The sequence below is a fragment of the Paenibacillus sp. JZ16 genome (assembly GCF_015326965.1).
Taxonomy (GTDB): Bacteria; Bacillota; Bacilli; order Paenibacillales; family Paenibacillaceae; genus Paenibacillus_AQ.
The window spans coordinates 6,392,652-6,410,783 of sequence record NZ_CP017659.1; the positions used below are offsets into that span (position 1 = coordinate 6,392,652).

An 18,132-nucleotide genomic window follows, 5' to 3' on the forward strand; every position below is an offset into this window, starting at 1 on the left:
TGTCGGCCGCCAAAGGAGGGGGGACTCGAATGATGGCGTTGATTCGCTGGGTACGGGATCGGTTTTCGCAAAATATTCAAACCCGCTTAACCGGTTATTTTCTGCTGATCCTGCTGCCGCTGGTCATCATCAGCCTGTTTGCGGTGGAACGGTCCCGGGATATTCTGTATGAACAGGCGGTCGAGCGGACGGAGATGGCGCTTTCGTCAGCGATGAATCATTTTGATCTGGCGCTGCAAAACGTGGAGGAGATATCCACCCTGATTGCAAGCGATCCTGGAATGAATGAGCTGTTGAACAAAAACAGCACCAACTTCTCCCCTCATTCGATCGTGGATTTCTCGGATATATTGGATCAGTTATTGAATTCCGTTTCGGTGAACCGGTTTGTATCCCAAATTTCGGTGTATCATCCGGCGTCCAGCAGGTTAATCTCTACTCATTATGGCGTCAAAGAGCTGACGGGTGAGACGCAGCGGGAATGGCTTGTCGAAGCCGCCCGGAGGAACGGAACGGGGATTTCCTACGTGATGTCGGAATCCCCAGTGGCGGAGGGTATCACTTTTGGCCAGATGACGAATACGGACAGCGTCTCCTTGATTCGTGCGATGGACCTGTACAACAGCGAGCGGCAGTCGAATCTGCTGGTGGTGTCCTTTAACAAGAGCAAGCTGTTAAATATCATCAAGACGCTGCTTCCCTCCGAGAACAGCCGTATCGCCCTGTTGAACGAAAAGGGACAAGTGGTGGTGGAGACAGGCAGAATGCATGAGGATAACATTTCCGACAAGGATATGACCGTAGCGATTGACTCGGATTACTCCGCATGGCGCCTCGCGCTGGTTCAGCCGAAAAGCGAGCTGTACAAAGAGACTGATCAGCTGCGCCTGTTCACGGTTGCGATCATCGGGCTGAGCATCCTGCTGGCCATCATTATTTCATGGGTGGTTTACAGCGGAATTGCCTCCCCTGTGTTGAAGTTGTCGCGTGGGATGAAGCGGCTCAGCAGCGGGGAGCTGAATATTCATGTCGATACCAAGCGGAAGGACGAGTTCGGCTTTCTCATTCAGTCGTTTAACAAGATGGCCGTCGTACAGAAGCATCTGATCGAGGATCATTATGAGCAGCAGCTGCGATTAACGACTACCGAGCTGAAGTTTCTGCAATCCCAGATCAACCCGCATTTTCTATACAATACCCTCGATTCGATTTACTGGACGGCCAAAAACTACGATGCGGATGAGATCAGCGAGATGGTGATGAATCTGTCGAAGTTTTTTCGGCTGAGCCTAAATAAGGGCAGGCAGGTGTTCACGATTGAGGAGAGCATCACCCATCTGCACTACTATTTACGAATTCAGCAGCTTCGTTTCATGGACAATTTCACCGTGGATTATCACATTTCGAAAGAGAGTAAGGATGTTCCGCTCCTCAAGCTCCTGCTCCAGCCTTTGGTGGAAAATGCCATCATTCATGGCATGGAGGGTAAATCCTCCGGAGGGAGCCTGGTCATATCCAGCAGGATCGAAAAGGGGCAGACCGTGGTTATTAGCGTACAGGATAACGGGCCGGGGATTAAGGAAGAACGACTGCGTTATATCCAGCATGAGCTGGAGATGATGAGTTCGCGAAGCGTGCCGGCGTCTTCTCAGGATGAAGAGCATGTGAAGGATCTGTTCGGTCTTCGGAACGTGCTGAGCCGAATGAAGCTGTATTATGGCAAGGAAGCTCAACTCACGGTTCACAGTGTCTCAGGCGAAGGCACAACTGTCACGATCTCCATTCCACTGGATCGCTGCAAGGAAGTTAACCTGAAGTAGGTACTCATATATAGATCGCTCGAAAGGGAGGACCTGAATGAATCTCATGATTGTGGAAGACGAACCCCGGCTGCGTAATGCACTGGCTTACAATATCCCGTGGGACAAGCATGGAATTGAAGTGGTGGGTATGGCGTCCAACGGTGTCGAAGCCCTTGAGCTTGTAAGTCGGAAGAAACCGGATATAATGCTGATCGATGTGCAGATGCCTGAAATGGATGGATTGACGCTCCTTGGCGAGCTTCGAAGCCGGCAGGATATCAGCCGATTGACGAAAATGATCATTCTGAGCGGACATGACAACTTCGAGTTTGCGCAGCTGGCGCTGGAATACGGGGTGTCCAAATATTTATTGAAGCCCGCCGGCGAGGAGGATATTCTCGAAGCGGTCCTTGAAGCGAGGCAGCAGCTACGGGAGGATTTGGAGCAGTGGCAGCGCAAGGCGGCGTTGGAACAGAAATGGAAGGACAATCTTCCGCACTTGCAAAATCTCTTTTTTATTCAATGGGTCAGCGGTAAATATACAAAACCGGATGTTCTTAATAAGAGCAAGGAATTATATATTCCGTTGAAGGAGGACGACCGTATTGCGGTAGCTGTGGTGGACCTTGACCCGCTGCCGGAGTGTGAGACCCGGTTTCAACGGGGGGATGTCGAGCTGCTGCAGTTTACGATGCAGTGCCTGGCCAAGGAGCTGTTGTCCCATCCCTCTCTCTGGATCACGTCGGATTCCGGCAGTATGCTGCTGATGGTGTGGATCGTGGAGGAAAACCAAGACGCCAAGGAGGCTATGCTGCGGCTGAATGCGGATGTATCCAAGCTGCTCTCTCAGACGAGGGAAGTGCTGAAGTTAACGGCAAGCGCAGGCATCTGTGCATCCATCGGGACGATCGAGGAGATGAGTCTCTTGTATGCGCAGGCCTGCCGGGCGCTTCAGGAGCGCGTCGTGTATGGACACGACCTTGCGATTCCTTACCGGGAGCAGCTCCAGCGGGATATCCAGGGCGTGATCGTGCAGCAGAATCTGGAGAAGACGCTGGAGATCGCGCTGGAAACGGCCGACGAGACGAAAGCGCTGGAGGCGCTGAAGGGGTTATGGGAAGAAGCCTTCTCCAGATCCGAATCCTCGGACGAATTTCATGAGGCGGTTCTGTACATGAACAGCTTCTTTACCCGGATGATCCAGAAACAGGGCTGGACGGTAAAAAAAGTCGTCGGCGAGGATATCGAATATTTTCATAACGTCAAGCTGCTGAGCACCAAAATGCAAACCTGGTCGCTCTTGGAGCGCACGGTGAAGCATATCGTCTCCTTTATGAGCGAGCAGCGGAAAACGACGAGCAATCAGGTGGTGAAAGATATTCTGAACCTGCTTGAAGAGGAAATGGATCAGGAAATTACGCTGCATACGGTGGCGGACCGGCTTTATGTCAATTCTTCCTATCTTAGCCGGCTGTTCAAGCAGGAAATGGGGGTTGTCTTCTCGACCTATGTGCTGGAACGCAAAATGGAGCGTGCCAAGTCGCTGCTGCAGGAAGGACTTAAGGTGTACGATGCCGCCCGGCTGGTCGGGTACCGCGATGTCAGTTATTTCACCAAGGTGTTTCGGAAGTATTGGGGGGTGAATCCGGGGGAGTTTAAGGGGTAATTGATGGGGATCGGCTGGGAGGTGTAGGGGCGTAAAACTCCTTCGCTCTTTGTCGCTCCACGGTCGTATCGTTCCTCCAATCGCTGTTGTCGCCGAAATTCCTGGAATTATGATTGCAGCTGAAGAATTTCGGCTCCAGCCTATGCATTCGATGCGAGTTTTCCGGTGGAAATTTTCAGCCGACCGCTACGCTTTTTCGGAAACCGATACGCTCTCTCCGCTGGGTCGCGTGGGTTCAAACCACTCCCAAAGCCACTCCCCTTGGTTGGGGGAAGTAGAGGTGTGAGAGTCCGCTCCGCGGTCGTATCGTTCCTCCAATCGCTGTTGTCGTCGAATTTCCTGGAATTATGATTACAGCGGAAGATTTTCGGCTCCAGCCTATGCTTTCGATGCGAGTTTTCCGGTGGAAAACTTTCAGCCGACCGCTAACGCTTTTCCGGAATCGATACGCCCTCTCCGCTAGTCCGCGAGGGTCCACCCAAAAAGCCTCCCCCCTTGGTTTTGGAGGAGGGGGAAACGCAGCGCAGCAGAGCATGCGCAGTTTACATAAACAAAGCAAACGAGCCGTTCGGGGCATACATCCCGAACGGCTTGTTTGCTTTTACTCCCAGCCTTAACCATCGGCTGGGCGGAAGTAATCACCCGCGCAACATGGTTGAGGCTAGGTAGGCCAAGCTCGGAGCGGAGCAGCATGGGCCTTGCTTGGCGATGAAGCACGGCAAAGCCGTGTGCTTCGAAATGCCAACTTCATTCTTGAGCAAGCTTCAACGGAGCAGGCGGAATTGTTCTGGAGAAGCGGCAGCGGTCCCCTTTATTCCCGGATTTCAACATGGTTTTATTCATTCAGAAGAAATCTGGGGGTAACAGGGATCGGAAGAACAATCCGCATGCGGAGTGATGAACAAATCTTCTTTTTTCGATGAAGATTCAAATGGGGGCTAGGGGTTCAAATGGTCCTAGTGTTTTGAAAGCAAATGGTTTGAATCTCGGTTGTGAATTTCGGTTGGCAACGCTTAGCCGATCATCACAACTTAACACCCCATGAAACACCCACCGCAGCCTCATGGCACAATTACTGACGTCCATGCCCCAACACAACATCATATTACCATAAATAGTAATGATCCTCGCCTACTCAGTCCCTGCGCCGGGAATTACAATTTGTAGTAACCAAGGAGATTGAATCAATAGAAAGGGGGAGACGAGTCGATGAAACCCACGATAGAACCATCGCCGGCACCGTATAGAGAGATGAAGAAAAAACGAGGGTACTGGGGCCGTTTAGGGTCGGACATTTGGAAAGAGTGGGATCTTTATTTGCTGCTCGTACCGGGCATCTTGTTCATTTTGCTGTTCAAGTACACGCCGATGTACGGCATAACGATTGCATTTAAGGATTTCAACATATTCACCGGATTTGCCGACAGCCCGTGGGTGGGATGGAAGCATTTCGAGAAGCTGTTCACGTCGCCGGACTTTGCTCAGGTATTCAAAAATACGATCATCATCAGCTTCCTGAAAATCGTGATCTTGTTCCCGCTCCCCATCATTATCGCCCTGATGCTCAATGAGCTGAGGAATATGGTATTTAAGCGCACGGTGCAAACCGTCATCTATCTTCCGCATTTCTTGTCCTGGGTCATCGTCGGCGGATTGTTTATCGATATCCTCTCAACGAACGGAGGAATCGTCAATAAAGTTTTGGTATCCCTAGGGATGGAGCAGATTGCGTTTTTCCTGGATAACAGCGTGTTCCGAGGCGTGCTGATCACCTCGGCAGGCTGGAAGGAAACGGGCTGGAGCACCATCGTATACTTGGCAGCGTTTACAATGATCGACCCGATGCTGTATGAAGCCGCGAAGATCGACGGGGCCGGACGATGGAAGCAGCTGTGGCACATTACGCTCCCGGGGATTGCCCCGATTATTGTCCTGATGTTTATCCTGCGGCTCGGAAACGTGCTGGAAGCGGGAACGGAACAGATTCTCGTCATGTACAATCCGGTGGTGTACCAGGTATCGGATGTCATTGGAACCTATGTATACCGGCAGGGTCTCGGGAACCAGGATTACAGCTTCTCGACCGCGGTTGGCTTGTTCGAAGCCGTTATATCCTTCACATTGGTCATCATGGGCAATGCCATGAGCAGAAAATACTTACAGCGCGGGATCTGGTAAAGAAAGGGTGGCGCAAATGGATCACAAAAAAGCTTTGGAAGGAACAAACACCACCCGAGGTGTCATCCAAACGTCGTTTTCGGAGAAATGCTTCTCGGTATTCAATTATACGTTCTTCATCATGATGGGCTTAACGACCCTGCTGCCTTTCATGAACCTGATCGCGAAATCCTTGAGCAGCGAGGGAGCCGTCATATCGGGTCAGGTTGGGCTGCTCCCGGTCGGGGTTCAATTCGAAACGTACAAGTACGTGCTGCAGGATTCCATGTTCTTGAATTCGCTCAAGGTATCCATTTTTCTGACGATCATCGGAACAGCTTGCAGCTTGTTTTTGACCACCCTGACAGCTTATCCGTTGTCCAAATACCGGCTGCGGGGACGGAAAGGGCTGCTGTTGATCTTCGTATTTACGATGCTCTTCAGCGGCGGACTGATTCCGACGTACCTGCTCATGCAAAATTTGAATCTGGTGAACTCCTTCCCGGTGTTATTCCTGCCGGCGATGGTGAACGTGTACAACATGCTCATCATTAAAAACTATTTCGAGGGGCTTCCGGATGAGCTGGAGGAGTCCGCAAAGCTGGATGGCGCGGGGAATATCCGCATCCTGGTCTCGGTCATTGTACCGCTCTCGCTTCCCGTTATGGCAACGATCGGATTGTTCTTTGCGGTTGCTTTCTGGAATGACTATTTTGCGGCGATGATCTACATTACCGATCCGGCGATCAAGCCGATGCAGCTGTACCTGAAGGAGCTGCTGGTTTCGTCCAGCGGGGACTTCCTGAAGGATAATGTCGACGCCGCGATTAATGCAACACCTCAGTCCATACAAGCTTCCTCGATCCTGCTGGCAACGATCCCGATTTTGCTGGTGTATCCATTCCTGCAAAAGTATTTTGTTAAAGGCGTGCTGGTAGGTTCGGTTAAAGGCTAGATTCATCAGAGCTTACTTCATAAAGGTGGTGATGCGCTTCGTATTGTCAGATGGCAGAATTCATTGAATTTCTCAATCACAAGGAGGGTTATCCATGATCAAGATTAAAAAATCCGCGGTACTGGCCGGGATTCTCGGATTCACGCTGGCGCTGTCCGGATGCGGCGGCGGGGGAGGCGGCACAACGGACACGCCGGCCGCTCAGCCGACGGATACACCGGCAACCACGCCAAAAGACGAGGGGAACGGTGGGACTACGGCCGAAAAACCGGGTCTGCGCATGATCATGCAATATGGATTGTTTGATCCGAAGACTGAATATGTGGCCAAGTACATCCAGGAAAGAACCGGATTTAATGTGGAATACGAACTGCTGCCGGCCGAGAACGCGGATGAGAAGCTGAACCTGCTCGTATCCAGCAAAGATAACTATGATTTTGTGAAATTGAATGCAGCGCAGTTCTACAATCTGGCCTCTGCGGGAGCGCTCGAGCCGCTTGATGAGCTGTTGGAATCCCACGGCAACTATATTAAGCAATCCATTAAGCAGGAATCCTTCGGCAGTGCCACCATCGACGGGAAGATTTACGGCATTCCCGAGACCGGAGCTGGCGTAAGCATCGGGGAGGAACTTGTGGTAAGACAGGATTGGATGGACGAATTGGGACTGTCCATGCCTACGACTGCCGATGAGCTTTACAATGTGCTCAAAACGATCAAAGAGAAGAAAAAGGTAATTCCGCTCACCATGAGCAAGGATTCCCTGTACGGAGACATTGCCACGACATTCGGCATTTTGACGGATTGGAAAGAGGTCGATGGCAAGCTGTTGCATCGTGCCGAGCAGCCGGAGATGAAAGAATACATTACCTTTATGAACAAACTGTATAAAGAAGGCCTACTGGACACCGAAACGCCGATCAATACCGCACAGAAGTCCATCGAGAAATTCTCGGGCGGCAATGCGGCCATGTATAAGCTGGCTTGGTGGAATGCGGGAACAACGATTGCTGCGCTGGAGAAAAACTTCCCGGAAGCCAAAACGTCCATTATTCCTTATCTGAAAGGCAAGGACGGCAAAGCGGTGGTCGGAGCCAAAGCGAACACCACTTGGTATGTAGCCATTCTGAAATCCTCGAAGAACAAGGAAGCCGCCATGGAATTCCTGAACGCGAAGTTGGAGCCGGAGACATTCAAAGGCATCGCGCTGGGTAAAGAAGGCGTCCATCATGAAGTGAAGGACGGAAAGTACTATCCGATTCTGCCGATCTTCAATGATGAATTGAATAATGCGAGCAGCTTCTTGACAGGGGTAGACGAAGAGAAGTACCCAATCTACTGGCAGGCACGAGTTCGTAAGGATCCGATTCTGCAAGCGCATTTCGAAGCTTTCCAGAAAAATGCCGAAGGCATCATCGTTGTAGATCCGATGTCAACGGCACCGCCAATTGAAGCTGTATCCAAAAACCTGCTGAAATTGACGACCCTGCTCGATGACAATGTGCTGCAATTCATTTCCGGAGCGAAGCCGATTGATGCTTACGATCAATTCCTGGCTCAGTGGAGAGCAGAAGGTGGAGCCGATATGGTGACCGCAGCCAATGAATGGTTTCAATCCACGAAGTAAATGATTCATTTGAAAAAGCAGTCTGCGCTGGCGGCTGCTTTTTCAAAATTCGTAAAGGGGGTGACCGTTGAATTTCATATTCACGTGATCGTTCATTCTGAATAGGAGAAAGGTGGTAATCATTTGATGTATCGTTTATTTCGCAGGCGAATCGCGCTGTTTCTCAGTCTGTCACTGATCGTTTCTCTCATTGTTCCGGTTGGGTCTTCCGCGTTCGCGGATAACGAAATTCCTCCGGTTCAAAGCGCGGCTCCCGAACCGGTTACCCTGGTCTCCCAAGGCGGAGAGAGTCTGGAGTTCACGGATATCAACGTGGCTGGCGATACGGTGGAAGGGAAAAATGATTATTTGGCGCTGTATACCAGCGGCGTAGCGGTCACGGGTTCCGTATATAAAGATGAGGTATGGGTGCCTACGCTTCATGTCGCGGTCTCTGTGGATGCGAGCGGCATTGTCCAGAATGTGGTTGGACCGAACGGCGATCCTCCGACTTCTTGGGATCCGGGAACATTGCTTCCAATTCCGGCCGGTGGTTACGTTGTAGTGGCTGGCGGCACCCATGCGTGGGATCAATCCGTTTTTCAGAAACCTCTCTTCAATCATAACAAAACGGGAGATACGGTAAAGCTGATGCGGGCGGGCGAAGAAGTGACAGCGGCTGATTTCCTGCCGGAGCAGCCGGGGCCGGGTCCAGGGCCGGATCCGCTGCCACCCGAGCTGCATCTGATTACGCAAACTGATACGACTGTGGATATTCCGGTCATTGAGATAGCGGGTTTTGTGGCGAATTATGCCGCGGATCAGGATTTAAGCGTAACGGTTAATGGCGATGAAACTGCGATTACGGCGGAAGGCATGTTTCGCACGAATGTTTATTTGGAGCCGGGCCCGAACAAGGCTGAGGTGAAACTGTTTAAGGGAGATGGCGAACTGGCAGTCCAAACACTGAATATCGTGTACGAACCGATCGAGAACCAGGATTATATTGAAGTCGAAGCGGCACCGAAGGATATTACGATCGACATTGAAGGTCCGCGGAAGAAGCTGGACTATGTCGACAAGGATGTCACGGGCGTGCCAAACATCGTGGCGATTTTTACAAGAGATTACGGCAATTCCATCACGATTCCTCAGACCAATGTCGCCGTGCAGGTGGATGCCAACAACCGCGTATTACGGGTGATCAATCCTTCGATCAACGGGAAGCCGCCTGTATGGACAGGGCCGACCGAGCTTGAAATTCCCGAAGGCGGTTATGTGCTGATGGCACAGGATAACAGCTACGCAGGTAATAACATCAAGCGCTATTTGGCCGAGAATTTTAAGGTCGGGGATATGATCAAGCTGCGGAAGAACGGGGAAGTGGTTCAGGTACGCGATATCATGAGCGGCAATGGTCTTATTGCACGGCTCACGCTGGATAACCAGATGATGTACACCGTAACGGAAGGCAGCACCGCCATCACGGGGCGCATCGACAACATGGACGACATTACCGCGATCAAACTTCTTGTGAACGGTATCGAGGTTCCTTTTGAAGCGGATGGTACCTTCACGCATAACTACACGTTAACAAACGGCACCAATTATATCGAAGTCAAAGTAATGAAAAATGACATTGAGCAGGATGTGCGTCATCTTGCGGTGTTTGCAAGACCTGATTTCTCCCCGGAAAAAGAAGTCATTCTCTGGGTGGATCAGGCTTCCAATGTCAGAAAGTTTAAAACGAGCGAGGATGTTTTGGCATTCTTGCAAAAAGCCAAGGAAACGGGCGTTACCTCGGTGGCATTTGATGTGAAGGGCGTTGAAGGTTATGTCTCTTATAAAAAGAACGATTTGACGGGCAGACCTTATGTCAGCGAGATCAAGGCACCTGAAAAAGCAGGCGCAAGCCCGGATTTGGACCTCCTGCAGGAGTTTATTGATCATGGTCATGCACTGGGATTAGAGATTCATGCGGCGATCAACGTGTTTGCCGAAGGATCGATCGCCCATAACGAGTATGCGGTTCTGAACGATCACCTCGATTGGGAGGAACGTGTATATTTCGCGGAGAACAACGGCGAGATCAAGCGACTGCGCGAGAGCAAAAAGCAGGGCCTGGTAGCCTTCGTCAACCCGTCCAATGACGAGGTTCGCAATTATCAGCTTCGAACATTCGAAGAAATCATTAAGAACTATGATGTGGACGGCGTTGTCCATGACCGGAGCCGATATGACAACGAGGGGGCCGACTTTAGCGACGAGACCCGCGTGAAGTTCGAGCAGTTTTTGCAGGCCCGAGGCAAGCAGCTTAATCAATGGCCAAACGATATCTTTTACTATGAAAACAATGTTCGGGTATACGGTCCGCTGATTCAGGACTGGTGGGAATTCCGCTCGGGGACGATTCAGAGCTTCTTCGGCGAAGTGAAGGATCTGGTGGATTCCTATGAAGTTTCAACAGGCAGAAAGATCGAGGTATCCTCTTATGTTGGATCCTGGTATGAAACGTATTATTTGAACGGCGTGAACTGGGGCAGCAAGAACTTCCGGTTCAATCCCGCGCTCGGCATGCCGGACGAATCGGTGTATACGCCGGAATACTATCAAACCGGGTATATCGAGTATTTGGATTTTCTGATGATCGGGGCTTATCAAACCACCAGCCAGGAAATCCAGAAATATATAACGCTCGGCAATATCGTAACGAACGGTGAAATTCCGCTGTATGCAGGCATTGCCATGAACAATGTGCAGGCACCGGCCGTGCAGCGCGAAGTGTTCCAGGCGGGGCTGAAGTCCACGAACGGACTGATGCTGTTTGATGCATCCCAGGTCAACTGGCCGATCGCGGCGGCTGCTCTCCAAGATAAGGAGTGGGTGAAGGATTACCAGCTCGGCATGAGCTTGCCGGGAAGTCCGGATTCGTTCCTGGAAGGCAATTTCTATAATATCAACCGAATCGAGGGCAACGTCAACGTGATGACGGAAGCCTTCGGATACTCCACGGGCACGAACCGCTTCGGGGTTGAAGTGGTGGTTGACCACACGGGCCATGTGACCCGCGTGGTCAACCGGAACCAAGCGATCAACTGGAGCTGGGGAGCGCCGGAAGAGAATAACAGTGTTATACCGCAGGGAGGTTTTGTCATTTCCACCCTGGATCCGTCAGGCACAAGAACGCTTCGTCAGCTCGTGGCCAATGCTTACAATACGGGTGACCAGGTTCGTTCGGCCGTATTAAGCGGGCTGATGGATGACGAAAGCAAAGAGACGCGCGACAGTCAGCTTGCGTTGAAAGGGCTTGTGGAAGTTCTCGGGCCCGGTAATGCAACTGTCAAGGTGAACGGCGCCGATGCGACTCTGTCGGCGAAAGGTGAATTTACAGCTAATGTGCCTCTGCAAACAGGCGTCAATTCGATTACCGTAGACGTGTTCGTTGACGAATTCAAAACCAACAGCAAGACGTTTGAGGTCATCCGGACTACTACAGGAGACGGCGGATCCGATCCGGGTACTCCGGGCGGAGGATCCGGTTCACCCGGTGGAGGATCGACAACACCACCTCCTAAACCGTCAGAGCCAGAGCGGTTGAGCATCAAGAAAGAGACAACACCCGGCGGGACGGTCATCGTAGCGGATGCGAGCGAGAAGGGCATGCTCAGCGACGTGGAACGGCTCAGCAAGCTGCCGGCGTCTTCACGCGTGCTTACGTATTCGGTGACCGACGCTTCGGATTCCGTCGTTCTTCACTTGCCTGTTCAGGGGGTGAGTGCTGCCGTGAAGGACCTGCCGGGGGGCTCCATCGTGTTGGAATCCTCCCAAGGCCGATTGGAAATTCCGCTGCATTCGCTGACGGAAACATTGCAACAACGGGGTACGGCGGAAAGTCTGCAAATTCGCGTTGGTTTAGCTTCAAAAGAAGAAGAGGATCGGGTAAAGGCAGCGTTGGAGGCAGGAGCCTCCAAGCTGGATGCGTCACTTTCCATAAACTTGGCTTGGAAACAGGGGGATACCTTATCTGCGTTGCCGGCGCTTAAGGGACCTTACGCTAAGTTTACCAAGGTTCTATCCAGTGTCGTCAGCCCATCCCAAACGACGGTGCTGCGGATGGATCCGGCATCCGGCAAGCTGGTCTTCGTACCGGCGCTCATTCGCACGTCGAAAGGCAAATCCGAAGCGGAGTTTAAGTGGAGGGAGAGCGGGGCCTATTCCGTAGTTTCCCATGCGAAGACGTTTGAGGATTTAAGCAGCCATTGGGCCCGCGAGGACATTACGCTGTTGGCCTCGAAACAATTGATCGAGGGATTAAGCGATACGCGTTTTGGTCCAAACGAGGCGATCACGAGAGCGCAGTTCACGGCGATGCTCGTCCGTGCGCTCGGATTGAAGGATCAGGGAGATCATGCGAGCTTCCAGGATGTGAAGGCAAACGATTGGTATGCAGCCGCAGTCGCTACGGCAGTGGAGCATGGGCTGATCGAAGGCTTCAGCAATGGTACGTTCCGTCCGAACGAGGAGATCACCCGTGAGCAGATGAGTGTCTTGCTGCTCCGTGCACTGAAGCTTGCCGGTACGGATCTGGAGACAGGAAATACGGACACCATTTTGGAAGGGTTCAAGGATCGCGAACGCATTGCGTCCTGGTCCGAAGAGGCCGTGTCGGCCATCGTCAAATCCGGGTTGATGGAAGGACGTTCTTCTGACCGGTTCGTTCCGGAAGCCCATTCTACCCGGGCTGAGGGAGCGGTCGTATTAACTCGAATGCTGCAAATGGCTGAATTCATTAACCGTTAAACGCAGAAGACCCGTTCGATAATAACGAACGGGTCTTTGTTGTACGTAAGGCTTTTGAAGTAACATAGCAGTGAACTTGAAGTGCTACCTTTTTTGAAGAAGTCGCACTGGTCGCCCTGGTGTAGGGGAAATCCTCATAACAGCTTCATGATCCATCGTGGAATGTAGAGAATAACATCAAATATGAGAGTAGTGGTTATCTCCATTCGCTCCAATTTTGTTCTTCCGGGCCAGTAAATCTTTTTCATATGATGAACCTCATTTCAAGTGGATTTGTTGGACTCGTATCGAATCAAATTCTTAAAGATAAATACGCAGGGATTAAATGGAAGTTCCAGTGAATAAGAGGTAGTATATGTACAAGCCAAGTGTGAATTTTGGAATGCGGAGTTCCCAGCAGAAGAAAGCGTGAGTGAAATGGAATTAGAAGTTCAGGAGGTAGCGGAATGAGTAGAGATTGGCATGAGGATATGGAGTACTGCAATAGGCTAGATGACAAAGGCCAGAGTTTTATTTCGCCGGAGGTTTTAAAATACTGGCTCCAGCAAGCAGATGAAGAGAAAAAACGTGCAGATGAACTCAGTAAAGCAGTAGAAGAAGCCATCGAAATTTGTGAGCAGGTGGAGGACTCAAATGACCCGTTAGAGCTCCTTGAACAAGTGCTGATTCAATTGCAATTGGTGGCGTCCTTCCAAGGGAGGAAAAAGCATTATGCATAATAGTTAGCAATTGATAAATACAATACCCCGTATCCTTGGTCGGGGTGGCGTTATATGGTAATATATCCCTACAGACAGTTATATCATAATGGGGGTTATAAGGTACAGTATGATGAGCGGTCAGGTTGGTGTTCCTGAATCCGCATATGTAACCATCCTTGGTCAGGTACCTGTCCATATTTATAGAGCAGATACATAGCTTGAACATCGGTTAAAGGAGGCTGAAATGGGACAAGAGAATGAAATTCAAGAGCTTAAAGATCGATTGAATGCAGTGGAGCAGCAGTTGGAGAAGAGATCAAGGGGATTCAAAGCGCTTCGAACAGGCGTAATCATTATACTTGTTATTTTTCTGCTTTTGACACTTATTGGGATAATCCAATTTGTGAGTAGTGGTTAAAAGGCTGCCACAGGGTGGTCTTTTTCTTTTTCTGAAAATTAATCAAGCATGCGGATCGGGCAGCTCCTGAGCAGGATTTTTAGCCAATCAAAGACGTGTAGATGCGATTTGTCGAAGACTTTGAAAACAAATCCTACAACGTCAAAAATGGGATCATCAACGGCCTGCAGTCTGGTTTCCCTGACCTTGATGGCATCACGTAAGGACTGCAACGGAGTGATCTGATCATCGTAGCTGCGCGACCATTCGAGGGGAAGACAGCCTTCGCATTGAACGTTACTCAGAAAGTTGCCAAATCTACTGACGAAGCAGTGGCGTTGTCCAGTCTAGAGATATCAGAAGGTCAGTTCGCAAGACGGTTGGTGAGCTCCGAAGGGCAAATTATCGCCAATACAATCAACAATGGTGATATGCACGGCTCTGATTGGATCAAGATGGCTGAAGCGGTAGGAGTTCAAGGAGAAACCAATATCTTCTTGGATAACTCTTCTGGGATCAGCAGTCATGATATCTGCTCCAAATTTCGTAGACTGAAAAAGCAGCAGGGGCTCGCACTGGTCATGATTGCCCCGTTTTTTCAAAGTGGCGACTTTGCAAATCATCTACGATAACGACGGCTGACAGATAGTTAGAGGTTTTCGTGCTCCGTGGCTGGTCGAAGTCCACAAGAAAAAGGAGGGCCGAGCAAACATGGAAGTACGAAACGAAATCAAAAGGGTAATCGGAGACCTTTAAATGAAGGTAGAGTTCGTCGATAACGAAGCAACTGCTGCAGCTTACCGGTATGCCACCGAAGAGTTAAAGACGGTGGGGATATGAATCGATACGTATGAGTTGACCACTCAACGAAAACGGGGCTAGCTATATTGGACCCGAACGGTAACGTATTTATGAGGATCGAGATACAAGCGGACGGTGCGTTAGATGCTGCATGGATCAACGATGTAATTGTAAGGACACTCCAGTTAATCATGCTACCCGATAAAGTGGCCATCGAAGGATTCTCTCATGGGTCGACTGGTTCGTTTGTAGGACGATAGTATGCAATAGGTTGTGCAATCCCCGTATCGGACTGCATGACGAAAGCAGAATTAAGTCGAAGTAGCACCTACCCAGCTCAAAAAATTCGCTACTGGGTTGGGGAAGGATCAAAAGAGGATTAGATCTTGCCTATATACAAACGTTGGATGGTATGGGAAGGAAATCTCATGCATTTAATAAATGAAATGACCCCCATATCCTTGGTCGGGCGGGGGTTAATCGGTAATATATTCCTCTCTATAATTATATCGTAAAGGGGATTGAGGGTAATGGCGATGGCATGGGGACAAGGAGAGCTCTTTCCAAAAGCAAATGAAGAGGTGCACAAAACTCCTGCTCGGAAAATATAAAGAGATGACGATGCCCTTAGCAGGATTTTGAAATAATCGAAGAAAATTTAAAACAATTGGCCATCGATGGTGAAGCTGCTCGCCGCAACGATCAGGAAGATCTGAATGCTGATAAGACGGCCAACGCTACGATTCTGATTGAAAAGCAGCGTTGGGTATATCAGAGATATCAGTTTTATACACATCAGCTCCGGAGGGCATTCGACTTGATCCAAGGTGATGATGAAAGGAAGGCTGTCGGCTTTTTTGAATGTGACTACATATTTTAAATTCTATTGAATAAAAAACTTTAGAATTTTGTAGTTATAAAGTGAAAGCCTCTTCAGAGAAAAAACGGCTTTGCTTATTTTTTTCGGTTTTTAAAATAAATCATGAAAGAAATTATAATTAGCAATATTCCTATTCCTATGGTGATATTACTTATATTCCAGATAAAATTTGGAGTGCTCAAAATTAAATATTTTAATTCGTTAGTATTAGTATCTAGTTTTAGGTAAAGTAGTATTTTTTCAAATAAGCCAATAACAACGATGAATATACCTGATAAAAAGATATTTGAGATATCTCTCAATTATAACTGACCTCCTTAGTTATTAAGATAAGATACTTTATATCTAGGAGTGAATTGAAGATATCCTATTTCCCCTTTTGGAATGCTCCAACCATATGAATAGGTAACGGTAGCAGATGTAGACCAAGTAAAAGAAGCACCCATCTTAATATAATTCTTGTCTCCACCTGTTACGTTACTACTATAGGATTCAGTAGTTGTTTTACCATCTGCCTTATTTATTGTACAGTGAGTAGCGCTGTATTTACAGTCAATATCTGGAGTCATCTTTAATGGAGTTCCTAAGGAATTATAATTATTGGATTCTGTATAAAAGTCCATATTAATATAAGACAATGGGGTAACAGATTGATCTTGAAATGGTGATGATCCCGCAAGAATATTTTTTTTAGAATAATCGAGTGAATCGTTCAATAAATTTCTGTATTCCTCTAGGCTAACCTCAGATCCATCAAGATTGAATGCTTCGACGATGAAGGTATCATCTGTTTTATTATAAATAGCTGGTTTTCCATCTTTATCGACCAAGATATAATTTTCAGAATTATCATTAACGACATCGGCGTATGTGACATTATTAGATGCCACTCCAGAGAACAAGAATGTAAAACAGAGAGTTAGAACTAGTGTGATTTTAGACTTCATTTAGTAGACCTCCGAAATATAGATTTATTATTTGAAAGCTGCGCAGCAATTCAAAATAACCACCCAAATGATACTAATAATTTGAAATCATTACCATGAATATATTTGAATTAAAGCAATTAAATGTTAAAATATTAAAAAATATTATAAAAAAGTAAAATATATCTTTTTACTTTATGTTATTTTTTATGAAGTAAATTAAGAAAGGTTATCAGTTAATAAGGCATCGTATTTTTGAAAAGTTATTGGAATTGAATGGAAAATGAACACAATATAAATAAGTATGACTCTACTAAAACACCGCTACGAATTTCTGTGATGGGATGTAAGCATAGAAAAAGACGAGAATGACACGCACGGCTGCATGAAGGCGGTATTTGACCGTTGCGTCGATTCTCCACAAGTTATTTCTAAGTGTGCAATTAAAAATATAACTCCCCGATTAGCAGAAAACATAGATCTAACACCGAAGAATTGGACCTTTGAAGGTTGGAATGACCAATCAAGCATGGGGCATTCTTGATACTTGGGAAAATGAAAGTAATTGGGTTTCTGGTGAGAAAAGAGAGTATGTTTTTGTTTATACCACTCAATACAAAAAATATCGTATTAATGTGACGGCTAACAACGGTGGTATATATGTAAGCATTGACGAATTAGAAATGATGAGTTAGATCACTGAACAAACTGAACCATCCACAGAGCCTACCGAACCTCTGACAGAGCCAGATAACAATCGCGCACTGCTTGAAACTACATTGCATGACGAGGCTATAAAATTTGATCTTTCAATGAGTGAAGTAAACGCGTTTATCAATTGGTATGAAGATAAAGCATCAGGAAGTGGCTCAATATCATTCGCTATTGATAAACATTGGAACAACGAGGGGCAATTTAAGTCCATGACGGCAAGATGGTCGCCATGTCGCTCAGCTACCGGTTAAGGGAATCATTATCGCCCCTTCGGCGGCTTCTTTTATTGCGGCCATCAAGAAGCGTGGTATCCTGCGTGTCATTAAGGCGGCAAATGAGGTTGTGAATGGGATCCGTCACGTAGCTTCAGCATTAGTTGAAGGACTCATCAAAACAATGACTGCTGTAAAGAGACATTCCGGGAGTTTAGCTCCTATGTTTGGGATGAGAAGGCAGTTGCTTGCGGCGAAGATAAGCCGGTCAAAGAGAACGATCACAAAATGGACGGTCATCGTTATTTGTTCATACCATCGTGAAGCGTCGGGGTGGAGTGTTCTTCCCGGGGCAAGCGTGAAAGGAGGAAAACCGTGTCATTACTGTGTCCGACAAATGAATATCAAAAGGAAGTTGAAGACATTATCATCCGGGTGCCCTAACTGCCGCATCACTGGAGGAAATGGAGCCACTACGAATGAAGCATCAGGCTGGCTAAACAGTGTCATAACTC

The 18,132-nt window shown here is 48.5% G+C and carries 12 protein-coding genes; 11 read left to right on the top strand and 1 reads right to left on the bottom strand.

Annotated elements, in window-relative coordinates; translation table 11 throughout:
* Window positions 1-29: 29 nt before the first annotated feature.
* From BJP58_RS28565 to BJP58_RS28610, 10 genes are all read left to right on the top strand, one after another.
* Window positions 30-1,820, top strand: a complete 1,791-nt coding sequence (locus BJP58_RS28565) for a sensor histidine kinase (RefSeq protein ID WP_194541564.1) — start codon at window positions 30-32, stop codon at window positions 1,818-1,820.
* A 37-nt stretch (window positions 1,821-1,857) separates the two neighbouring features.
* Window positions 1,858-3,468 carry a response regulator transcription factor gene (locus BJP58_RS28570; RefSeq protein WP_194541565.1) on the top strand — a complete coding sequence of 537 codons (1,611 nt, stop codon included), beginning with the start codon at window positions 1,858-1,860 and terminating at the stop codon, window positions 3,466-3,468.
* Between the two features lie 1,209 nt (window positions 3,469-4,677).
* Window positions 4,678-5,646, top strand: a complete 969-nt coding sequence (locus BJP58_RS28575) for an ABC transporter permease (protein WP_194541566.1) — start codon at window positions 4,678-4,680, stop codon at window positions 5,644-5,646.
* A 16-nt stretch (window positions 5,647-5,662) separates the two neighbouring features.
* The gene (locus BJP58_RS28580) at window positions 5,663-6,580 is read left to right on the top strand and encodes a carbohydrate ABC transporter permease (protein ID WP_194541567.1); all 918 of its coding nucleotides are present in this window, start codon (window positions 5,663-5,665) and stop codon (window positions 6,578-6,580) included.
* A gap of 94 nt (window positions 6,581-6,674) precedes the next feature.
* On the top strand, window positions 6,675-8,207 hold the full coding sequence (locus BJP58_RS28585) for an extracellular solute-binding protein (RefSeq protein ID WP_194541568.1): 1,533 nt from the start codon (window positions 6,675-6,677) through the stop codon (window positions 8,205-8,207).
* A gap of 126 nt (window positions 8,208-8,333) precedes the next feature.
* Window positions 8,334-12,986: an S-layer homology domain-containing protein gene (locus tag BJP58_RS28590; protein ID WP_194541569.1), complete on the top strand. Its 4,653-nt coding sequence runs from the start codon at window positions 8,334-8,336 to the stop codon at window positions 12,984-12,986.
* 446 nt (window positions 12,987-13,432) lie between these two features.
* Window positions 13,433-13,705, top strand: a complete 273-nt coding sequence (locus BJP58_RS28595; RefSeq protein WP_194541570.1) for a hypothetical protein — start codon at window positions 13,433-13,435, stop codon at window positions 13,703-13,705.
* Between the two features lie 226 nt (window positions 13,706-13,931).
* Entirely contained in the window at window positions 13,932-14,105 is a 174-nt protein-coding gene (locus tag BJP58_RS28600) for a hypothetical protein (protein ID WP_181469968.1), read from the top strand.
* A 206-nt stretch (window positions 14,106-14,311) separates the two neighbouring features.
* On the top strand, window positions 14,312-14,716 hold the full coding sequence (locus tag BJP58_RS28605) for a DnaB-like helicase C-terminal domain-containing protein (protein WP_194545094.1): 405 nt from the start codon (window positions 14,312-14,314) through the stop codon (window positions 14,714-14,716).
* Window positions 14,717-15,552: 836 nt separating this feature from the next.
* On the top strand, window positions 15,553-15,765 hold the full coding sequence (locus BJP58_RS28610) for a hypothetical protein (protein ID WP_194541571.1): 213 nt from the start codon (window positions 15,553-15,555) through the stop codon (window positions 15,763-15,765).
* 317 nt (window positions 15,766-16,082) lie between these two features.
* Here the strand turns inward: BJP58_RS28610 and BJP58_RS28615 are convergent, their stop codons facing one another.
* Complete coding sequence (locus BJP58_RS28615) at window positions 16,083-16,712, bottom strand: hypothetical protein (protein WP_194541572.1); 630 nt, start codon at window positions 16,710-16,712, stop codon at window positions 16,083-16,085.
* A 494-nt stretch (window positions 16,713-17,206) separates the two neighbouring features.
* Here BJP58_RS28615 and BJP58_RS28620 point away from each other — a divergent pair, with 494 nt between their 5' ends.
* Window positions 17,207-17,386 (top strand): hypothetical protein, encoded by a 180-nt coding sequence (locus tag BJP58_RS28620; protein ID WP_194541573.1) that lies wholly within the window; start codon window positions 17,207-17,209, stop codon window positions 17,384-17,386.
* Window positions 17,387-18,132 lie beyond the last annotated feature (746 nt).